The sequence below is a fragment of the Autumnicola lenta genome (assembly GCF_031846515.1).
GTDB classification, from domain to species: domain Bacteria; phylum Bacteroidota; class Bacteroidia; order Flavobacteriales; family Flavobacteriaceae; genus Autumnicola; species Autumnicola lenta.
In genome coordinates, this window is record NZ_JAVRHO010000010.1 from 109,832 (window position 1) to 127,290 (window position 17,459).

Annotated in this window: 18 protein-coding genes; 14 read left to right on the forward strand and 4 right to left on the reverse strand. The window is 38.8% G+C overall.

The window, feature by feature from the left end; translation table 11 throughout:
* Nucleotides 1-246: 246 nt before the first annotated feature.
* Both mnmC2 and RM545_RS08865 read left to right on the forward strand, forming a co-directional pair.
* Nucleotides 247-927 carry a tRNA (5-methylaminomethyl-2-thiouridine)(34)-methyltransferase MnmC2 gene (mnmC2, locus tag RM545_RS08860; protein WP_311494964.1) on the forward strand — a complete coding sequence of 227 codons (681 nt, stop codon included), beginning with the start codon at nucleotides 247-249 and terminating at the stop codon, nucleotides 925-927.
* A gap of 64 nt (nucleotides 928-991) precedes the next feature.
* A complete protein-coding gene (locus RM545_RS08865) occupies nucleotides 992-1,894 on the forward strand; it encodes a TIGR01777 family oxidoreductase (protein ID WP_311494965.1) in 903 nt (300 codons plus the stop codon).
* A 158-nt stretch (nucleotides 1,895-2,052) separates the two neighbouring features.
* Here RM545_RS08865 and RM545_RS08870 read toward each other — a convergent pair whose 3' ends face one another.
* Complete coding sequence (locus RM545_RS08870) at nucleotides 2,053-2,724, reverse strand: YceI family protein (RefSeq protein WP_311494966.1); 672 nt, start codon at nucleotides 2,722-2,724, stop codon at nucleotides 2,053-2,055.
* 156 nt (nucleotides 2,725-2,880) lie between these two features.
* Between RM545_RS08870 and RM545_RS08875 the strand changes: the two genes are divergently transcribed.
* The 7 genes from RM545_RS08875 (at nucleotide 2,881) to RM545_RS08905 (ending at nucleotide 10,046) form a co-directional block, all read left to right on the forward strand.
* Nucleotides 2,881-3,477: a nucleotide exchange factor GrpE gene (locus RM545_RS08875; protein WP_311494967.1), complete on the forward strand. Its 597-nt coding sequence runs from the start codon at nucleotides 2,881-2,883 to the stop codon at nucleotides 3,475-3,477.
* Between the two features lie 31 nt (nucleotides 3,478-3,508).
* On the forward strand, nucleotides 3,509-4,636 hold the full coding sequence (gene dnaJ, locus RM545_RS08880) for a molecular chaperone DnaJ (protein ID WP_311494968.1): 1,128 nt from the start codon (nucleotides 3,509-3,511) through the stop codon (nucleotides 4,634-4,636).
* 208 nt (nucleotides 4,637-4,844) lie between these two features.
* Nucleotides 4,845-5,774: an ABC transporter ATP-binding protein gene (locus tag RM545_RS08885; protein ID WP_311494969.1), complete on the forward strand. Its 930-nt coding sequence runs from the start codon at nucleotides 4,845-4,847 to the stop codon at nucleotides 5,772-5,774.
* Nucleotides 5,767-7,065 (forward strand): ABC transporter permease, encoded by a 1,299-nt coding sequence (locus RM545_RS08890; RefSeq protein WP_311494970.1) that lies wholly within the window; start codon nucleotides 5,767-5,769, stop codon nucleotides 7,063-7,065. The genes RM545_RS08885 and RM545_RS08890 overlap by 8 nt, the downstream gene beginning before the upstream one ends.
* A gap of 2 nt (nucleotides 7,066-7,067) precedes the next feature.
* Nucleotides 7,068-7,991, forward strand: coding sequence for a mechanosensitive ion channel family protein (locus RM545_RS08895; protein WP_311494971.1), 924 nt, complete (start codon nucleotides 7,068-7,070; stop codon nucleotides 7,989-7,991).
* Nucleotides 7,975-8,880, forward strand: a complete 906-nt coding sequence (locus RM545_RS08900) for a DUF6268 family outer membrane beta-barrel protein (RefSeq protein ID WP_311494972.1) — start codon at nucleotides 7,975-7,977, stop codon at nucleotides 8,878-8,880. Before RM545_RS08895 ends, RM545_RS08900 begins: the two co-directional genes overlap by 17 nt.
* The gene (locus RM545_RS08905; protein ID WP_311494973.1) at nucleotides 8,880-10,046 is read left to right on the forward strand and encodes a sigma-54-dependent transcriptional regulator; all 1,167 of its coding nucleotides are present in this window, start codon (nucleotides 8,880-8,882) and stop codon (nucleotides 10,044-10,046) included. Before RM545_RS08900 ends, RM545_RS08905 begins: the two co-directional genes overlap by 1 nt.
* Nucleotides 10,047-10,079: 33 nt before the next feature.
* On the opposite strand, the gene RM545_RS08910 is transcribed toward RM545_RS08905, so the two are convergent.
* A complete protein-coding gene (locus RM545_RS08910; RefSeq protein ID WP_311494974.1) occupies nucleotides 10,080-10,682 on the reverse strand; it encodes a hypothetical protein in 603 nt (200 codons plus the stop codon).
* Between the two features lie 80 nt (nucleotides 10,683-10,762).
* Here RM545_RS08910 and RM545_RS08915 point away from each other — a divergent pair, with 80 nt between their 5' ends.
* Complete coding sequence (locus RM545_RS08915) at nucleotides 10,763-11,641, forward strand: PPK2 family polyphosphate kinase (protein WP_311494975.1); 879 nt, start codon at nucleotides 10,763-10,765, stop codon at nucleotides 11,639-11,641.
* Between the two features lie 42 nt (nucleotides 11,642-11,683).
* The gene (locus RM545_RS08920) at nucleotides 11,684-13,105 is read left to right on the forward strand and encodes a M20/M25/M40 family metallo-hydrolase (RefSeq protein ID WP_311494976.1); all 1,422 of its coding nucleotides are present in this window, start codon (nucleotides 11,684-11,686) and stop codon (nucleotides 13,103-13,105) included.
* 62 nt (nucleotides 13,106-13,167) lie between these two features.
* Here RM545_RS08920 and RM545_RS08925 read toward each other — a convergent pair whose 3' ends face one another.
* On the reverse strand, nucleotides 13,168-13,467 hold the full coding sequence (locus RM545_RS08925) for a hypothetical protein (RefSeq protein WP_311494977.1): 300 nt from the start codon (nucleotides 13,465-13,467) through the stop codon (nucleotides 13,168-13,170).
* A gap of 562 nt (nucleotides 13,468-14,029) precedes the next feature.
* Between RM545_RS08925 and RM545_RS08930 the strand changes: the two genes are divergently transcribed.
* From RM545_RS08930 to RM545_RS08940, 3 genes are all read left to right on the forward strand, one after another.
* Nucleotides 14,030-15,406, forward strand: a complete 1,377-nt coding sequence (locus RM545_RS08930) for an MATE family efflux transporter (protein WP_311494978.1) — start codon at nucleotides 14,030-14,032, stop codon at nucleotides 15,404-15,406.
* A gap of 177 nt (nucleotides 15,407-15,583) precedes the next feature.
* Nucleotides 15,584-15,811 (forward strand): DUF8828 family protein, encoded by a 228-nt coding sequence (locus RM545_RS08935; protein ID WP_311494979.1) that lies wholly within the window; start codon nucleotides 15,584-15,586, stop codon nucleotides 15,809-15,811.
* Between the two features lies 1 nt (nucleotide 15,812).
* On the forward strand, nucleotides 15,813-16,385 hold the full coding sequence (locus RM545_RS08940; RefSeq protein ID WP_311494980.1) for a phosphatase PAP2 family protein: 573 nt from the start codon (nucleotides 15,813-15,815) through the stop codon (nucleotides 16,383-16,385).
* Here the strand turns inward: RM545_RS08940 and meaB are convergent.
* On the reverse strand, nucleotides 16,371-17,447 hold the full coding sequence (gene meaB / locus RM545_RS08945) for a methylmalonyl Co-A mutase-associated GTPase MeaB (protein WP_311494981.1): 1,077 nt from the start codon (nucleotides 17,445-17,447) through the stop codon (nucleotides 16,371-16,373). The two genes, RM545_RS08940 and meaB, sit on opposite strands and share 15 nt — an antisense overlap.
* Nucleotides 17,448-17,459 lie beyond the last annotated feature (12 nt).

Sequence of the window (17,459 nt, forward strand, 5' to 3'; positions counted from 1 at the left end):
ATTCAGATTAGGATTTTATTTCCATTATGGCATATGAAGAAATTTGTAATGGTAATATCCTTATTCCTGTTCTTCTTTTACTTTAAGGACGAAGAAAAGAAAGAACCGGAAACAGCAGACCTGGAAGAGTGGACTTAATTTTTAAAGGTGAAGTAAATGCAAAAGAAAATATGCCTGCTGTGATAACCAAATCAGTCCGAAAATTGGCATTTCTTGCAGATGGTGTATTAATAGAAAAATAATAGTTTGGAAAGGAAGATTATTACAACAGGAGACGGCTCGGTTACCATTCATTTACCACAATGGGATGAGCAGTATCATTCGAAACATGGAGCTGTGCAGGAAGCGCAACATGTTTTTATTGAAATGGGCCTCAATTATTTTGTGGAAAACAGTAATGCAGCGGATGTGAAAATTCTGGAAATAGGGTTTGGTACCGGGCTAAATGCCTTTATCACTTTTCTTCAGTTAAACCGGATTCAGAAAAAGATAATTTATACAGGAGTAGAAGCTTTTCCGGTAGAACCTGCAGAGATAGAGAAACTCAATTATGCTGAGGTGCTTTCTGCAGAGGAAAAAGCGGCTGTTTTGCTCGAAATACATAAAGCACCGTGGGAGGAAGAAATAGAAGTTTCCGAAAAATTTATTCTGAAAAAGCAAAAAAAGAAATTTGAAGATTTTGAGGAAAAGCAGGCGTTTGATCTTATTTATTTTGATGCTTTTGGGGCAAGGGTGCAGCCGGAATTGTGGACAGAAGATATATTTAGGAAAATGTATGAAGCTTTAATGGCAGGGGGAGTGCTGGTAACTTATGCCGCCAAAGGCAGCGTAAGAAGGGCTATGCAGGCAGTTGGTTTTATTGTGGAAAGACTTCCCGGCCCTCCGGGTAAACGCGAAATGTTAAGGGCAGTTAAAAAACATATATAGTCTTTGTTAAACCGCCCTGAAATTTAGCTACAGTAGTTTACAGTATGTACCTTAAAAGAAAAAAATGCGGGTTTTAATTACAGGAGCAACAGGGCTAATTGGTTCGCATGTAACCAGGTTATGCCATGAGAAGGGGATTGACGTGCATTACCTTACTACGAGCAGGTCAAAAATAGAGAAAAAGGAAAACTATAAAGGTTTTTACTGGAATCCAAAGGAAAAGGAAATCGATCTTGATAGCATCAAGGATGTAGATGCGGTTATAAATCTTGTGGGTGCAAGTATTGCTGAACGTTGGACCAAAGATTATAAGCGGGAAATAATAGAAAGTAGAACAGAGACTGCTAGATTACTCTTTGATACCTTATCACAGAATGATCATTCCATAGAACAGTTTATTTCAGCGAGTGCAATAGGTGTTTACCCAAGTTCCCTTGAGAAACTTTATTTTGAAGAAGATGATGGAGTGGATGATTCTTTTGTGGGAAAGGTTGTGGTGAAATGGGAAAGTGCAATTAATAACTTTCAGGATATAGGAATAGATGTTACAAAGATAAGAATAGGTCTTGTTCTTGCTCCCCACGGCGGACTTCTTAAAAAATTAAAGGATCCTGTTAATTTTAATGTGGGCGCTCCTTTAGGAAGTGGTCAACAATGGCAGTCCTGGATACACATTGAGGATTTGGCTCATATTTTTGTCCACACACTGGAGAAGGAGCTTTCTGGTACTTATAATGCTGTCGCACCTAATCCTGTTACTAACAAAGAGCTCGTAAAATGTGTGGCAAAGCATATGGGTAAGTCTGTTTGGTTGCCAAACGTGCCTGCTTTTGTTTTAAAAACGGTGTTAGGAGAAATGTCGACAATCGTTCTTTCGAGTCAGTTAGTTAGTAATAAAAAGATTGAAAGTACGGGTTATGTTTTTAAGTATACCCATCTTTCCAAAGCTCTTGAAGATTTACTGTAGAAAATGAATCAGCTGAAATTCGCGCTCTTATAAAGAGTAGATTTTTTTCCGGAGGTATGGTAGGTAAGTTTAGGACTTGAGTTCCGTTTTGACGCTATTATAAAAAAAAGCTGCCAATGGCAGCTTTTCTTATACTTCTTAAAATGAACTGGGATTAATTAAGCTTTTGTAGCTTTAAGATCGATTTTAAGTTCAATGTCATCACTAACAAAGTTGTCACCCAAATTGTCAAATACAGATTTTGATCCATAGTTCACGTTCCAGTCAGTTCTGTCAATAGTGAAAGTTTCACTTGAAATTTCGATTTCATCTCCAGAACGGTTGATATTTACCGGGAAAGAAATGTTTTTAGTTTCTTCCTTAATGGTAAGATTACCTTCCATCATTTTTTGACCGTCTTTTTCAGAAATACCTGTTACTTCAAATGTTGCTTCAGGATACTTCAGGATATTAAAGAAATCTCCCTCTTTTCCTTCTACAGTACCTTTTAGGTGTGCTTCAAGATTTTCTTTATCTTCTCCTTCAAGATCTGTAACATCAATAGTTACCATATCGATGGTAAAACTTCCGCTTTCTACGATAGAGTCATTTGCAGAAAATGTTCCGTCAGAAACTTTAATGGTTCCTGTATGGGTCCCTGTTGGTTTCGATCCTGACCACTCGATAACTGTCGCGGCAGTATCTACTTTATATTCTACAACTTCACCTTGAGCAACGGCAGCATCTTTAGCTTCGGTAACTTCGACTTCGTTGTTTTTTTCATTTTTACATCCTACTATCGACACTGCAAGGAATGCGACAAGGAATGTGTTTAAAAAATTAGTTTTCATACTAATAGCTATTTAATTTTTGTTAAGCCGCGAAAGTATGAATAAGATTAATACGTGAGTCATAATTAATTATTAAAATCGATCTGGTGACATTTTGACATTTAGGAATTATTGGCAATACTTTTGACCCATTGTGCTTAGTAAAAATGCGAAACAATGAGTAAGAAGAACGATAATAAAATAAAAGCAGAAGAGAATTCTGCTAAAGATAAAATAGAGGATGCCATTGACGAGGCAATAGAAGAAGTGGAAGAGAGCGAGAAAAACCATGAAGACGCAGAGGATGACTCAGATTTCGGACTTTCTGAGACGGAACTATTGAAGGAAGAGGTGCAGAAGGAAAAGGATAAATTTCTTCGTCTTTTCGCTGAATTTGAAAATTATAAAAGACGTACTTCCAAAGAACGGTTGGAATTATTTAAAACTGCCAACCAGGAAGTAATGACAGCTATGTTGCCTGTACTGGACGATTTTGACCGGGCTTTAAATGAAATCCGGAAAACGGAGGATAAGAACCTGCTTCAGGGAGTTGAACTTATTAATAATAAATTCAGGGAAACCCTTAAGAACAAAGGCCTTGAACCTATGAATGTTGAAGAAGGAGAGATCTTTGATGCAGATATTCATGAAGCTATTACACAAATTCCCGCACCTTCTGAGGATTTAAAAGGGAAAATTGTTGATGTTGTAGAAAGGGGCTATAAACTTGGTGAGCGTATTATTCGTTATCCAAAAGTAGTAACCGGTAAATAGAGCAACTTTTTTTGAACCGCAAAAATAAACCATGAAAGAGGATTATTACGAGATATTAGGAATAAGCAAAGGAGCTTCATCTGCTGAAATAAAGAAAGCATATCGAAAGATGGCTATAAAGTACCACCCAGATAAAAATCCGGGGGATACTAAAGCTGAAGATATGTTTAAAAAAGCAGCTGAAGCATATGAAGTTTTAGGAAACGAAGAGAAAAAAGCGCGATATGACAGGTTTGGTCACCAGGCTTTCGAAGGCGGCGGCGGCTTTGGCGGCGGTGGCGGAATGAACATGGATGACATTTTTAGCCAGTTTGGAGATATTTTCGGTGGCGGCGGCTTCGGAGGCGGAGGTTTCTCCGGCTTTGGAGGTGGCTTTGCCGGAGGCCAGCGACGTGCCAAAGGAAGTAATTTGAGAATTCGTGTAGCTCTTACTCTGGAAGAAATTGCCAATGGAGCAGAGAAAAAGATAAAAGTAAAAAGAAAATTACAGGCACCTGGAACTACATATAAAACCTGTAGCACTTGTAACGGTACAGGGCAGGTTACACGGGTAACCAACACGATTTTAGGAAGAATGCAAACCGCTTCCCCGTGTACTACGTGTGGCGGTAGTGGACAGATTATTGATCAAAAGCCTGCAGATGCCGATGCACATGGACTAATTACAAAAGAAGAAACCGTTTCTATAAAAATACCGGCAGGTGTTGAGGATGGAATGCAGCTAAAAGTAGCCGGAAAAGGGAACGATGCACCAGGCAATGGTATCCCGGGAGATCTTCTTGTTGCTATTGAAGAAAAGGAGCATCCCAGCTTACAAAGGGAAGGCGATAACCTGCATTACGATCTTTATATAAGCTATTCTGAAGCTGTACTTGGCAGTTCCAGAGAAATTGATACGGTTTCAGGTAAAGTCAGGATCAAAGTAGAAGAAGGAGTGCAATCGGGAAAGATTCTTCGTCTAAGGGGCAAAGGGATATCAAATCTTAACGGCTACGGCAAAGGAGATCTTTTAGTACATGTTAACGTATGGACTCCTAAAACTCTTAATAAAGAACAGAGAGAATTTTTCGAAAGAATGGCTAATGATGAGAATTTCCAGCCAAATCCAGAGAAAAGCGATAAATCATTTTTTGAAAAAGTTAAAGATATGTTTTCATAAGAAGTAATTTTTAAGAAAATTTTTATATATTTGAGTATCACTAAGTCTTTAGTGATAATTTTTCTTTTTCATAGCAATTTTTTTCCCATCCTTAATTTATTAGGGGTGGGTTTTGTTTTTATAGCCCTCACGTGGTTATAAAAAGTTCTTGATGCAAGGAACTCTCTGGCAATTTTATATATATTTACTTAATCTGGAATTTTTCTCTATGGATAATCTTTTAGTGGCCGAAAATATCTACAAGCGTTTCGGGAAATTCACTGCACTTAATAATGTTTCAATAAGTATACCCCGGGGAAGTGTTTTTGGTCTTCTTGGGCCTAACGGAGCTGGGAAAACAACCCTTCTCAGAATTATTAACCAGATCACAATGCCAGATGAAGGAAAGGTTTTCCTGGATGGACAGCCCCTGCATCCGGATGATATTGTTCATATTGGTTACCTTCCGGAAGAACGCGGACTTTATAAATCGATGAAAGTGGGGGAGCAGGCACTTTATTTGGCCAGGTTAAAAGGCTTATCCAAAGCTGAAGCAAAGAAAAGGCTTGACTACTGGTTTGAAAAACTTGAAATAACCTCGTGGTGGGATAAGAAGATTCAGGAATTATCAAAAGGCATGGCGCAAAAAGTACAGTTTGTAATTACTGTTTTGCACAACCCGAAATTGTTGATTTTTGATGAACCTTTTAGTGGATTTGATCCGGTAAATGCCGGTATAATAAAAAGGGAAATTCTTCAGTTAAAAGAAGAAGGGGCCACTATTCTTTTCTCAACACACAGGATGGAGAGTGTAGAGGAACTTTGTGATTATATGGCTTTAATTCATAAAAGCAATAAATTGCTCGATGGTAAAGTTCGGGATATAAAGAAGCAATATAAGTCCAACACCTACGAAATTGGCGTAGAAACTTCTAATGAAACGGCTCTACTGGCAGAGCTTCAGGACAAATTTACCCTGGGGACAGCACAGTTTAAAAGCATTAATAATGACCTCAAACTGAGTGTACAATTAAAAGAAGGGGAATCCTCTAATTATTTACTGGAATACCTGCTTACCAAAGGAAAAATTAACCATTTTGTAGAGGTAATTCCTTCAGTAAACGATATTTTTATAAAAACAGTTACCCAAAATGCGTAATCTGAAGCTAATCATTGAGCGTGAATATCTGGCACGGGTCAGGAACAGGACTTTTATAGTAATGACTTTTCTTAGTCCGCTTATCCTGGTGGGAATGATCCTGTTGATAGCTTATCTAAGTATGCTTAATAGTAGTGAACAGCGCATTATAGGGATTCATGATAAAAGCGGTGATTTTATTCAGGAATTTCAGGATGACGAGCAGGTTCAATATCTTGATTATTCTTCAAAAGACCTGGAGGTAGCCAAAAACATGATCCTGGATCAGGAATATTATGGTCTCATTTATATTCCGGACAATATTGATGATAATGATCTTGCGGGGGCAGTTCGCTTTTATGGTAAGGAGTCCCCGGGAATGGGAATGCTGCAAAACATCGAAAAAATAATAGCAGATAAGCTTACAGATCAGGAGTTACTGAATCGTGGGATTGATACTTCTCAGATAGAAGCTGCCCGGGCACAGGTGAATGTTCAGATTCAGAATTTTTCTGGTGAAAGAAGTTCAAAAATGTCAAATTATATTAAGATGTTTTTTGGGGGAGCAGCAGGTTATCTGCTTATGATGTTTATTATTATCTACGGCAACATGGTAATGCGAAGTGTGATTGAGGAAAAAACAAATAGAATTATTGAGATTATAGTTTCTTCAGTAAAACCTATACATCTAATGTTGGGGAAGGTTATTGGGACTTCTCTGGCCGGTATCACTCAGTTTTCTATTTGGGTGGTTGTAGGTGGATTATTACTGGCTGTTCTTTCCTTATTTTTTGGAATCGACCCTTTTACAATAGAAACTCCTGCACAGGCTCAAATGGAGCAAATGGTTCAGCCTGAAATTCAGCAATTGCTGGTGGATATTGTTAACCTTCCAATCCTGAGTCTTCTCATATTTTTCCTGATCTATTTTATTTCCGGATATTTTCTATACAGTGCAATATATGCAGCGATAGGAGCAGCTGTAGATAGTGAAACCGATACACAGCAATTTATGTTTCCTGTTATCCTGCCACTTATGCTGGGAATTTACGTGGGATTCTTTGCAGTTATTGAAAATCCTCATGGTACAGTTTCCACGGTTTTTTCTATGATTCCGTTAACTTCACCTATTGTGATGCTTATGCGCATTCCTTTTGATGTGCCGTGGTGGGAATTGGTAATTTCAATAGCAATTCTTCTTGCTACAAATTTTGCTGTGGTTTGGATTGCAGCTAAAATTTATAGGGTGGGAATTCTTATGTACGGTAAAAAAGCAAGTTACAAGGAGCTTTATAAATGGCTTAAATATTAAAAATGCAGGAAGGGACAAGGGAGCAAATATCAGAAATAATTGAGCAGGATATCTGGGGGGCTATTAAGGATATATGGAACTATGTACTTATTTCCTACGAGGTAAAAGACGGTTCTCTTATAGAAATTACTATAGGCCTCGTCCTGCTTGTAATCTTTGTTTTTATTGTCACCAGTATTGTACTGCGGTTACTGCGATCTTTTATTAGCAGCAAGTTGATCGTGGAGGACCAAATGAAGTTTGTGAGCGTCTTCAAATTTATTAAGTACTTTGTTTACCTTACGGTAATCCTGATTACTTTAAGTACTGCGGGAATCGACATAACCCTCCTCCTTACTGCTTCTGCCGTATTGTTTGTTGGTCTTGGTCTTGCCCTTCAGGAATTATTCCAGGATATAATAGGAGGTATATTTATAATTATAGATAAATCCCTGTTGGTTGGAGATGTCATAGAGATGGACGGAAGAGTTGGCCGCGTCTTTCAAATAAAGCTCAGGACTACCCGTGCTTTAACAAGGGATGATAAAGTAATGATAATTCCCAACCATAAATTTATTAGTGATACTCTTTACAATTATACGCAAAATCATAAAACGACCAGGGAAGCAGTAAAAGTAGGGGTGGCTTATGGCAGCGATACAGAAAAAGTAAGGCAGGTTCTCCTGGAATGTGCAAAGGAGCAAAAGGGCATTTTAAAAAAACCGGAGCCTTTCGTGCTTTTCGAGGACTTTGGTGATTCTGCTTTAATGTTCGGTCTGCATTTTTATATTACTGATAGTTTTGTAGATCCTAAAGTTAAAAGTGAGTTAAGGTTCAATATAGATAAGAAATTTAGGATAAATAACATTACTATTCCGTTTCCGCAGCGGGATGTACATATGTTTTATTCACAAAATAAACCTGCAGATAATGAAGAAAGCAGTTAAGTCACTTTTTTTAATATTTGGTTTTTTATTTTTCGAACAAACAGACGCACAGGTAACAGACTTGGCTAGAGTGGAATATACTTATTTCCCACAACGACAATCGGATAACTCTTTTAGAAGGTTTAGAACCTTTTTTAATTACCCCATAGAACTAAAAAAAGAAGGTTCTTATCTGGTGCCGGGCATAGAGTACAGGAATGTGAATTTTAAGTATGAAGATCCTGAATTTTTTGAAACTTCAAATCTAGATAGGTTTCAATCTTTTACGGCATCCCTGGCTTATACCTTTAAGATGAAAAACGACTGGAGGTTTGGAGCCCAAACAGGAATTAAAATAGCTTCAAATTTCTCGCGTGGTGACATCATTAATGATGACTTAATTTATGATGGCGCCATTTATTTTATCAAAGTTAAGGACAAAGAAGAGGTGGATAAACCCTGGCGGTTAATTTTAGGTGTTAATTACTCTACTACAAGAGGTTTCCCTTTTCCGCTGCCGGTGATTAATTATTTCAGGGAATTTAGTCCCGACTGGTCATTTTCTGTAGGTGTTCCAAAAAGTAATTTGCGTTATGCCGTAAGTAAAAAAAGTACGCTGCAGGCATTTGTCACTCTGGACGGCTTCTTTGCAAACGTGCAGGATAATTTTGATGTAGCACCAACTACTAGCAGCCAAAACGCTATTGCAGAAAATATTTCTATGACTATTCTGCTTAGTGGTTTAGGTTACGAATACAATTTCACCGAGCATTTATCATTTTATGTTTATGCCGGATACACATTAATTAACGACATACGCTTTCGTGATGAAAATAAGGATGATGTCCTTACGATCAATGACACCAATACCTTTTATTCACGGGGTGGACTAAAATTCAGTATACTGTAATGGCTAAAATATTATTAATAGAAGACGAAGCAGCAATAAGAAGGGTTCTTGTAAAAATACTTTCTGAAGAAAATAAAACTTATTCGGTAGAAGAGGCTGTGGATGGATTAGAGGGAATGGAGAAAATTAAAGATGAAGATTACGACCTTGTTCTCTGTGATATTAAAATGCCGAAAATGGATGGTGTTGAAGTATTGGAAGCCACGAAAAAAATAAAACCTGAAGTCCCTTTTGTGATGATTTCCGGCCACGGAGATCTGGATACAGCAGTAAATACCATGAGAATGGGAGCTTTTGACTATATTTCTAAGCCACCAGATCTAAACCGGCTTCTTAATACGGTACGAAATGCACTGGACAGAAAGGAACTGGTAGTCGAGAATTCCCGTCTAAAAAAGAAGGTCAGTAAAAATTACGAAATGATTGGGGAATCTGAATCTATTGTTCGTATAAAAGAACTTATAGAAAAAGTGGCACATACAGATGCCCGTGTTTTAATTACCGGACCAAATGGTACTGGAAAGGAACTGGTTGCGCATTGGCTGCATCAAAAAAGTGATCGATCAAAGAGCCCTATGGTAGAAGTGAACTGTGCTGCAATTCCTTCAGAATTAATAGAAAGTGAACTCTTTGGGCATGTAAAGGGGGCTTTTACTTCAGCAAATAAAGATCGCGCCGGAAAATTTGAAGCTGCCAATGGCGGTACTATTTTCCTGGATGAAATTGGAGATATGAGTCTATCTGCCCAGGCTAAGGTTTTGAGAGCGCTTCAGGAAAACAGGATTTCCCGCGTAGGTAGTGACAAAGACATAAAAGTAGATGTGCGTGTGGTAGCTGCTACTAATAAGGATCTGAAAGAAGAAATAGAGAAGAACAATTTTAGGGAAGATTTGTACCACCGGCTCGCGGTAATCTTAATTCAGGTGCCATCTCTTAATGAGCGTAAAGAAGATATTCCTTTACTGGTGGATCACTTTACCGCAAAAATTGCCAGTGACCACGGAAGTAATAAAAAAGAATTTACAGACGAAGCATTGAAAATCCTTAAAGAATATGACTGGCGTGGAAATGTGCGGGAGCTTAGAAATGTTGTGGAACGACTAATTATCCTTGGCGGTGAAAAAGTAACCGCAGAAGATGTAAAACTGTTTGCCAGTAAATTTTAACTGAAGAAATGAAGTAGCCCGAAAATTCTTCGGCTATGCCGTTTCTATAACATTATCAGGTACGTACTTTAAGAAATACATTGTGTCGCCACTGGGATGATCCCAGGTGTGAAAAAGTTCAAAGCCAAATCTCTGGTAGACCAAAGAATTCTTTCTGTGTCGCGTTTCTGCGTATAACGGAATTTTATATTCCCGTGCACGGCGGTAAAATTCATCTTTCATAGATTTTCCTACCTGCGTATCTGCGCCTCGTGAATCAGAAAGAATTCCCCAAAACCAACAATACAAATATTCGCCCTCCTGTGGCCGTTGCTTCTTGATGTAATTTTGGTTTTTTACAATTTGAAAAGCATTTGTAATTCCTGTAACATGCCATACAAGCTTTATTTCTGAAAGGAGATCTTTCCAGAAGGAATCTTCTTTCTTGCTTGTTTTGAATAAAATAGCAATGCCTTTTCGGTTTTCAGAAATTACCAAAGCATCTTTTTTTATTGCTTTTTCCACCATGTGAGTGGCAAGATATCTAAAACGTATATCCCTACCGGGGCCCTTTTTAACAATATCCATAGAGGAAGGGATCTCTTTTAAAAGAGTACTAACCTTCTCAATGATCTCTTCTTTTTCTTCCTTGTTCAAGCTGCTATAGTTTAGCAGCGAAGATAAAAAAAAATTAGTCTTTCAAAGATTGTATATTTAGGTAATCCAAAATTCGAGTTATGAAAGAAGTAGACCTGCAAGACTTAAAGATATCAGAACCAATTAAATTGGAATCCCTTCCAACATCATTAGATATGGAAGCCAGTGAGAAGGAGGTTAAAAAAGAGCTTAAGCAAACAAGGAAAAAACTGGCAGACTGGCAGGATAAACTTTATGCCCACAACAAATATTCAGTGCTGGTGTGTCTTCAGGGAATGGATACTTCGGGCAAGGATAGTCTAATTCGGGAAGTCTTTAAAGGCTTTAACAGTAGGGGAGTGGTGGTACATAGTTTTAAAACCCCAACTTCCAAAGAGTTAAAACATGATTTTCTATGGCGACATTATTGCGCACTACCCGAAAGAGGGAAATTTGGTGTTTTTAACCGTACACATTATGAAAATGTACTGGTCACAAAAGTACACCCCGAATATATTTTAAAGGAGCGGCTGCCGGGAGTAAATTCTGTTTATGATATCAACCGGGATTTTTGGGAAGAACGTTATGAAGCAATTCGTAATTTTGAAAAACATATATCCCAAAACGGAACAATTATCTTTAAATTTTTTCTGAATATTTCAAAAGAGGAACAACGGCAAAGACTTTTACGAAGACTGCGAAAACCGGATAAGAACTGGAAGTTTTCTCCTGGCGACCTTGAAGAGAGGAAATTGTGGAATAATTACCGGAATTGTTATGAAGAGGCTATAAATAAAACTTCAAACGAGAAAGCACCCTGGTTTGTGATTCCTGCAGATAGTAAACCAACGGCACGTTATTTGGTTGCTAAGATTATGCTGGACGAACTTCAGAAGTACAAAGATGTACAGGAGCCGAGTCTTGCCCCAGAAATCCTGAAAAATTTAGAAGATTACAGGAAGCAGCTGGAAAAAGAATAATTTGTTATTTTCGTCACCAACCAAATTAGAAATTGAAATTAGATGAAGAAGATATTTTTTACTGTATTAGGTTTACTTATCATAAACACGGTTACCGCTCAAAATTCTCAGGAGCAGTCAGATTCCCTTATGCTCCGGAAGATTTATGACATGTCTTTAATGCAGGGCAAAAGCTACGACTGGCTGGATCATCTTTCCAATAAAATTGGTGGAAGATTATCCGGTTCGTATCAGGCGCAGCAGGCAGTAGAGTATACAAAGGCAGAACTGGAAAGCCTTGGCCTGAACAAGGTCTGGCTCCAACCGGTGATGGTTCCAAAATGGACCCGTGGTTCTAAAGAATTTGCTTATGTAGAAACTTCTCCCGGTACTACCAGGACTGTTAACATCACAGCTCTTGGAGGTTCGGTGGCAACTCCTGCCGGTGGAACAAAAGCGCAGGTGATAGAAGTACAGGGAATAGAAGATCTTGAACATTACGGAAGGGAGCAAATTGAAGGCAAAATCGTATTTTTTAATCGTCCTATGCGTCCGGATTTGATTAGCACTTTTGAAGCCTATGGCGGTTGTGTGGATCAGCGATATTCCGGAGCAGCAGAGGCTGGAAAGTATGGAGCCGCAGGAGTAATTGTCCGTTCGATGAATTTGAGAATGGACGATTATCCGCATACAGGATCAATGATTTATGGCAGTACCCCGGTTTCAGAAAGGATTCCTGCCGCGGCAATCAGTACAAATGATGCGGCTTATTTAAGCGGAATCCTTAAAATGAATAAGGATCTGCAATTTTATTTCAAACAGAATTCTGAGCAGCATGAAGATGTGCAGTCTTACAATGTGATTGGGGAAATTACAGGAAGTGAGTATCCTGAAGAAATTATGGTTGTGGGAGGCCACCTGGATTCCTGGGATATTGGAGATGGCGCTCATGATGATGGTGCCGGTGTGGTGCAATCTATGGAAGTGCTTAGGCTTTTCAAGGAAATTGGGTATAAGCCGAAAAGAACCCTTCGAGTGGTGCTCTTTATGAATGAAGAAAATGGGCTTCGTGGAGGTAACAAATATGCTGAAGTAGCTAAATCCAAAAATGAAAAGCACATTTTCGCATTAGAAAGTGACGCCGGCGGATTTACACCCAGAGGTTTTTCTTTTGATGCAGATAAAGCACAATTTGCACAAATACAGAGCTGGAAGGAGCTTTTTAAGCCATATCTTATCCATTATTTCGAATTAGGCGGAAGTGGAGCAGATGTTGGACCATTAAAGCAGGGTGATGTTGTTCTGGCGGGTTTGCGTCCCGATTCTCAACGCTATTTTGATCATCATCATGCTGCCAACGATACCTTTGAGCATGTTAATAAGAGGGAACTTGAACTTGGAGCGGCAACAATGGCTTCCCTGGTTTATCTTGTCGATAACTACGGAATAAAAAGAATTAATACAGACGTCGAAGAAAAAATGTAAAATCTAATAAGCTTTAACTTGAGCGTAGGGTCGAAAATAGGCATTTTCGACCCTTATCTTTTTTAAAGAAGAGAGGAAAGCAAAAAATGAACTCTCCACTTTCCACTTTCCACTTTTTTTGCGGAAAATTTATTGGTCGAAAATTGCCATATTTGACCCTCAACTTTTTTAAATGAGCGGGAAAAGCGAAAATTAACTCTCCACTTTCCACTCTCCACTTTTTCTGCGGAAAATTTATTAGCCGATAATTGTGATTTTGGAGCTTTAATTTTTAGAAGAGAGAATAAAATACGAAAATTAAACTCTTCACTTTTTCTATTGCAATTTACTCGTGACTCAAACTCCAGATCGAAAATTTCCATTTCGGAGTCTTAACTTTTTTAAAGACGAAAGGAAAGAGGAAAGCAGAAACTGAACTCTCCACTTTCCACTTTCCACTTTCCACTTTTTCTGCGGAAAATTTATTAGCCGATAATTGCCATTTTGAAGCTTTGACTTTTAGAAGAGAGAATAAAAAGAGAAAATTAAACTCTTCACTTTTTCTATTGCAATTTAATCGTGACTCAAACTCTAGATCGATAATTACCATTTCGGAGTTTTAACTTTTTTAAAGACGAAAGGAAAGAGGAAAGCAGAAACTGAACTCTCCACTTTCCACTCTCCACTTTTTCTGAGGAAAATTTATTGGTCGAAAATTGCCATTTTAAGATCTAAACCTTTTTAAAGGAAAGCAAAAAATAAACTTTCCACTTTCCACTCTCCACTTTTTATTGTTTATCCGTAACTCAAACTCCAGATCGAAAATTGCCAATTTTGAGGCTTAACTTTTTCTGCTCCTTCAGGATTTAAGGTAACCGAAATATAAACGGCTTCTACATTTTTCAGCTTGAAAAAGCTGCTATCTTTGCACACAAATTTTTCGGATTGAACCTTTCAGATTACACCAAAGAATTCAGTAAAAACCTGCAGATCGCCTTTCCTGTGATGTTGGGTCAGTTGGGGCATGTGATGGTAGGCCTGGTGGATAATTTAATGATCGGGCAATTAGGTCCCGCGCCGTTGGCAGCAGTTTCTTTGGGTAATAGCCTCGTATTTATTGCACTTTCGCTAGGTATAGGCTTCTCCTTTGCCATCACTCCGTTAATTGCAGAGGCAGATGGTGCCGGAGATATCGAAAAAGGCCGGAATTACTTCCACCACGGAATCCTCTTATGCGGCATTAACGGAATTCTGCTTTTTTTGTTACTGCTCCTGTCGAAGCCCATTTTATACTACCTGGATCAGCCGCCGGAAGTAGTGGATTTGGCAATTCCTTACCTCGAAATTGTGGCTTTTTCGATGCTGCCTTTAATGATTTTCCAGGCGTTTAAACAGTTTGCCGATGGGCTTTCGCAAACAAAATATGCCATGTATGCTACTTTACTGGCCAACGTGGTAAACATTATTTTTAATTATTTTCTTATCTACGGAATCTGGATTTTCCCAAGGCTGGAGCTGGAAGGTGCCGCAATAGGAACGCTCATTTCACGCTTCTTTATGCTGTGGTTTATCTGGGTAATTCTTCGGAAAAAGAAGAAGTTCGCTGAATATTCTAAATGGACTAAGAAGGAGTTCCTGAAAACTGCCATTTTCAGGCGTCTGCTTGGACTCGGATTTCCCACAGCTTTGCAGATGTTGTTTGAAGTTGCCATTTTTACAGCGACGGTTTTCCTTGCCGGTACTTTAGGCACAAATCCGCAGGCAGCCAATCAAATTGCCCTAAATCTCGCTTCCATGACGTTTATGGTGGCGGTAGGTCTTGGAGTGACGGCAACAATTAGAGTAGGCAATCAGAAGGGATTGAGTCAGTTTAAGGAATTGCGGAGAATAGCACTTTCTACTTTCCTGCTCGTATTTTTAATTGAAGCAGTTTTTGCTATTGGTTTTATTGCACTTAAAGATATCCTGCCGGCATTTTATATTGAAAATACTGAAGTTGTTTTACTGGCGGCACAATTACTCATTGTCGCTGCTTTGTTTCAGCTAAGCGACGGGCTGCAGGTGGTAATTTTAGGTGCTTTGCGGGGTCTTCAGGATGTGCGCATTCCTACAATTATCTGCTTTATATCCTACTGGATTATAGGCTTTCCGGTTTCCTGGTACTTCGGAAAAGAGGATCAGCTGGGAAGCATGGGAATATGGCTGGGCTTACTTGCCGGCTTAACGGCTTCGGCCTTAATGTTGTATATTCGCTTTGATTTTCTAAGTAAAAAACTAATTCTGAATAAGAAACTAAAACATCAGGAAAAAGTTTGGAGCTGAGTTTTTTTAAATGAAATAATTAATCGTCGGCGTTGTACTTCCTGCAAGGTTTTAAAAACCTTGTAGGTGTGAGATTGATGACCCAAAAACGTGTGAAACCTTTCAGGAGCTACAAACTATTGATTTAAAGTACTTGTGAAGTAATATAGAACCATAAACTGAAAAAATAAAAAGAACATGGACTTTCCTAAATTCCTTTTAGGTGATAATACAGATTATCCCGACGCAATTTTTGTAATTCATACTGAATTTCCGCGTTTCATTATAAATCTTGAAGATGATGAGGTAGAGTGGCTGGAAGATTTTGATGCCAGTGATGAAGAAGAGCTCACTACTGAAGCTGAAGGTTTAATTGACCAGGCAAATAAATTCTATGACCGCGAAGTAAGCCGATACGAAGACTAATATGCAGGAATTAATCGAACTGGATCACGAGCTGTTTTTGTTTCTTAACAATCTGGGAGACCCGGCCTGGGATTGGTTTTGGTTCGCCATTACCGATAAGTTTACAGGAATTCCGCTTTACATATTATTTCTGTATTTAATTTTCAGAAATTTTGGATGGAAGGGGACTCTTGCAAGTATGGTTATAATTACACTGTTAATTACTGCTACAGACCAATTGGCTAATGTCTTTAAAGATGGATTTGAAAGGTTAAGGCCCTGCAGGCAGGAAGGGGTAATGGAGCAGGCACGTTTTGTGGCGGTAAGATGTGGCCGCTTTGGATATTTTTCTGCACATGCTTCCAATTCTATGGGAGTGGCCGTTTTTTTAGTTCTTCTTTTCCGGAAAATTTATCCTAAATGGATTTATTTGGTTCTTATATGGCCGCTTTTATCTTCGTATAGTCGAATTTATCTTGGAGTTCATTATCCGGCAGATGTGATTACTGGTTTACTGATCGGTGCTGTTTTGGGGTATCTATTTTATAAATTTCTCCAGTACATTTTCCTGAAGCTCAATTTATCCCAGGCTTAAGAGATATTTTGCAGCGGCAAAAGGGGTAGTTTTATTTTCTTCAATGGCTTTAAGTTGCTCTTTAAGTGCAGTTTTTATTTCGGAATGATTGTAAAAGCGGCTCTTTAAGTGTTCATTGATTGTTTGCAGCAGCCAAAATTTATTTTGTTCCTGTCGGTTATGGGTAAAGTATCCGGTCTCTTTGGCTAAACTTTCATATTCACTTATCATTTCCCAAACTTCATTAACCCCGGTATTATACAAAGCACTGCTTAAAAGAACTTTCGGTTTCCAGGTGCTTTCTTTTGGCGGATAAAGGTGCAGAGCTCTCTTAAATTCCAGCCGCGCTTCCCGTGCGGCCTTTTCATTTTCACCGTCAGCTTTGTTGATCACGATAGCATCTGCCATTTCTATGATTCCGCGTTTTATTCCCTGCAGTTCATCCCCGGCCCCGGCAAGTTTCAGTAGTAAAAAAAAGTCGGTCATACTATGGACGGTCGTTTCGCTCTGGCCCACGCCCACGGTTTCTATAAGAAGCACATCAAAACCTGCAGCTTCACATAAAACAATACTTTCCCGGGTTTTTCTGGCCACGCCACCAAGAGAATCTCCGCTGGGAGAAGGTCTTATAAAAGCGTTTTCCTCTTTCACTAGTTCTTCCATACGGGTTTTGTCGCCAAGAATACTGCCTCCGGAAACACTGCTGGTAGGATCTACGGCAAGTACAGCTACTTTTTTTCCTTTTTTTATAAGAAAGCTTCCAAGACTTTCAATAAAAGTACTTTTTCCCACCCCCGGAACTCCGGTAATTCCAATGCGAATAGATTTATGGGCATAAGGGAGTGCTCCTTCCACGAGAAATTCCGCTTGTTTCTGATGTGTTTGCTGGTTACTTTCTACAAGAGTAATGCTTCTTCCGAGGGCAGTTTTATTTCCCCCGAGCAATTGCTTCAGCAGCTCTTTTTCCGAAGATTTATTTTTTCTGAAAGCCTTTATCCGTTCAGCCGAATTTGGATTGATATTACCAGAGCCGGGATTGCTTCCGGATTCGTTTAAAGCTGATTTTTCTGGATTATTGCTCACGGAAGTTGGTTT

Bases quoted from the DNA above. Each gene is read 5' to 3' on its own strand.
- RM545_RS08865 (WP_311494965.1), top strand. From the start codon at position 992: ATGCGGGTTTTAATTACAGGAGCAACAGGGCTAATTGGTTCGCATGTA.
- RM545_RS08870 (WP_311494966.1), bottom strand. From the start codon at position 2,724: ATGAAAACTAATTTTTTAAACACATTCCTTGTCGCATTCCTTGCAGTG.
- RM545_RS08875 (WP_311494967.1), top strand. From the start codon at position 2,881: ATGAGTAAGAAGAACGATAATAAAATAAAAGCAGAAGAGAATTCTGCT.
- dnaJ (WP_311494968.1), top strand. From the start codon at position 3,509: ATGAAAGAGGATTATTACGAGATATTAGGAATAAGCAAAGGAGCTTCA.
- RM545_RS08885 (WP_311494969.1), top strand. From the start codon at position 4,845: ATGGATAATCTTTTAGTGGCCGAAAATATCTACAAGCGTTTCGGGAAA.
- RM545_RS08890 (WP_311494970.1), top strand. From the start codon at position 5,767: ATGCGTAATCTGAAGCTAATCATTGAGCGTGAATATCTGGCACGGGTC.
- RM545_RS08895 (WP_311494971.1), top strand. From the start codon at position 7,068: ATGCAGGAAGGGACAAGGGAGCAAATATCAGAAATAATTGAGCAGGAT.
- RM545_RS08900 (WP_311494972.1), top strand. From the start codon at position 7,975: ATGAAGAAAGCAGTTAAGTCACTTTTTTTAATATTTGGTTTTTTATTT.
- RM545_RS08905 (WP_311494973.1), top strand. From the start codon at position 8,880: ATGGCTAAAATATTATTAATAGAAGACGAAGCAGCAATAAGAAGGGTT.
- RM545_RS08915 (WP_311494975.1), top strand. From the start codon at position 10,763: ATGAAAGAAGTAGACCTGCAAGACTTAAAGATATCAGAACCAATTAAA.
- RM545_RS08920 (WP_311494976.1), top strand. From the start codon at position 11,684: ATGAAGAAGATATTTTTTACTGTATTAGGTTTACTTATCATAAACACG.
- RM545_RS08925 (WP_311494977.1), bottom strand. From the start codon at position 13,467: ATGGAAATTTTCGATCTGGAGTTTGAGTCACGAGTAAATTGCAATAGA.
- RM545_RS08935 (WP_311494979.1), top strand. From the start codon at position 15,584: ATGGACTTTCCTAAATTCCTTTTAGGTGATAATACAGATTATCCCGAC.
- RM545_RS08940 (WP_311494980.1), top strand. From the start codon at position 15,813: ATGCAGGAATTAATCGAACTGGATCACGAGCTGTTTTTGTTTCTTAAC.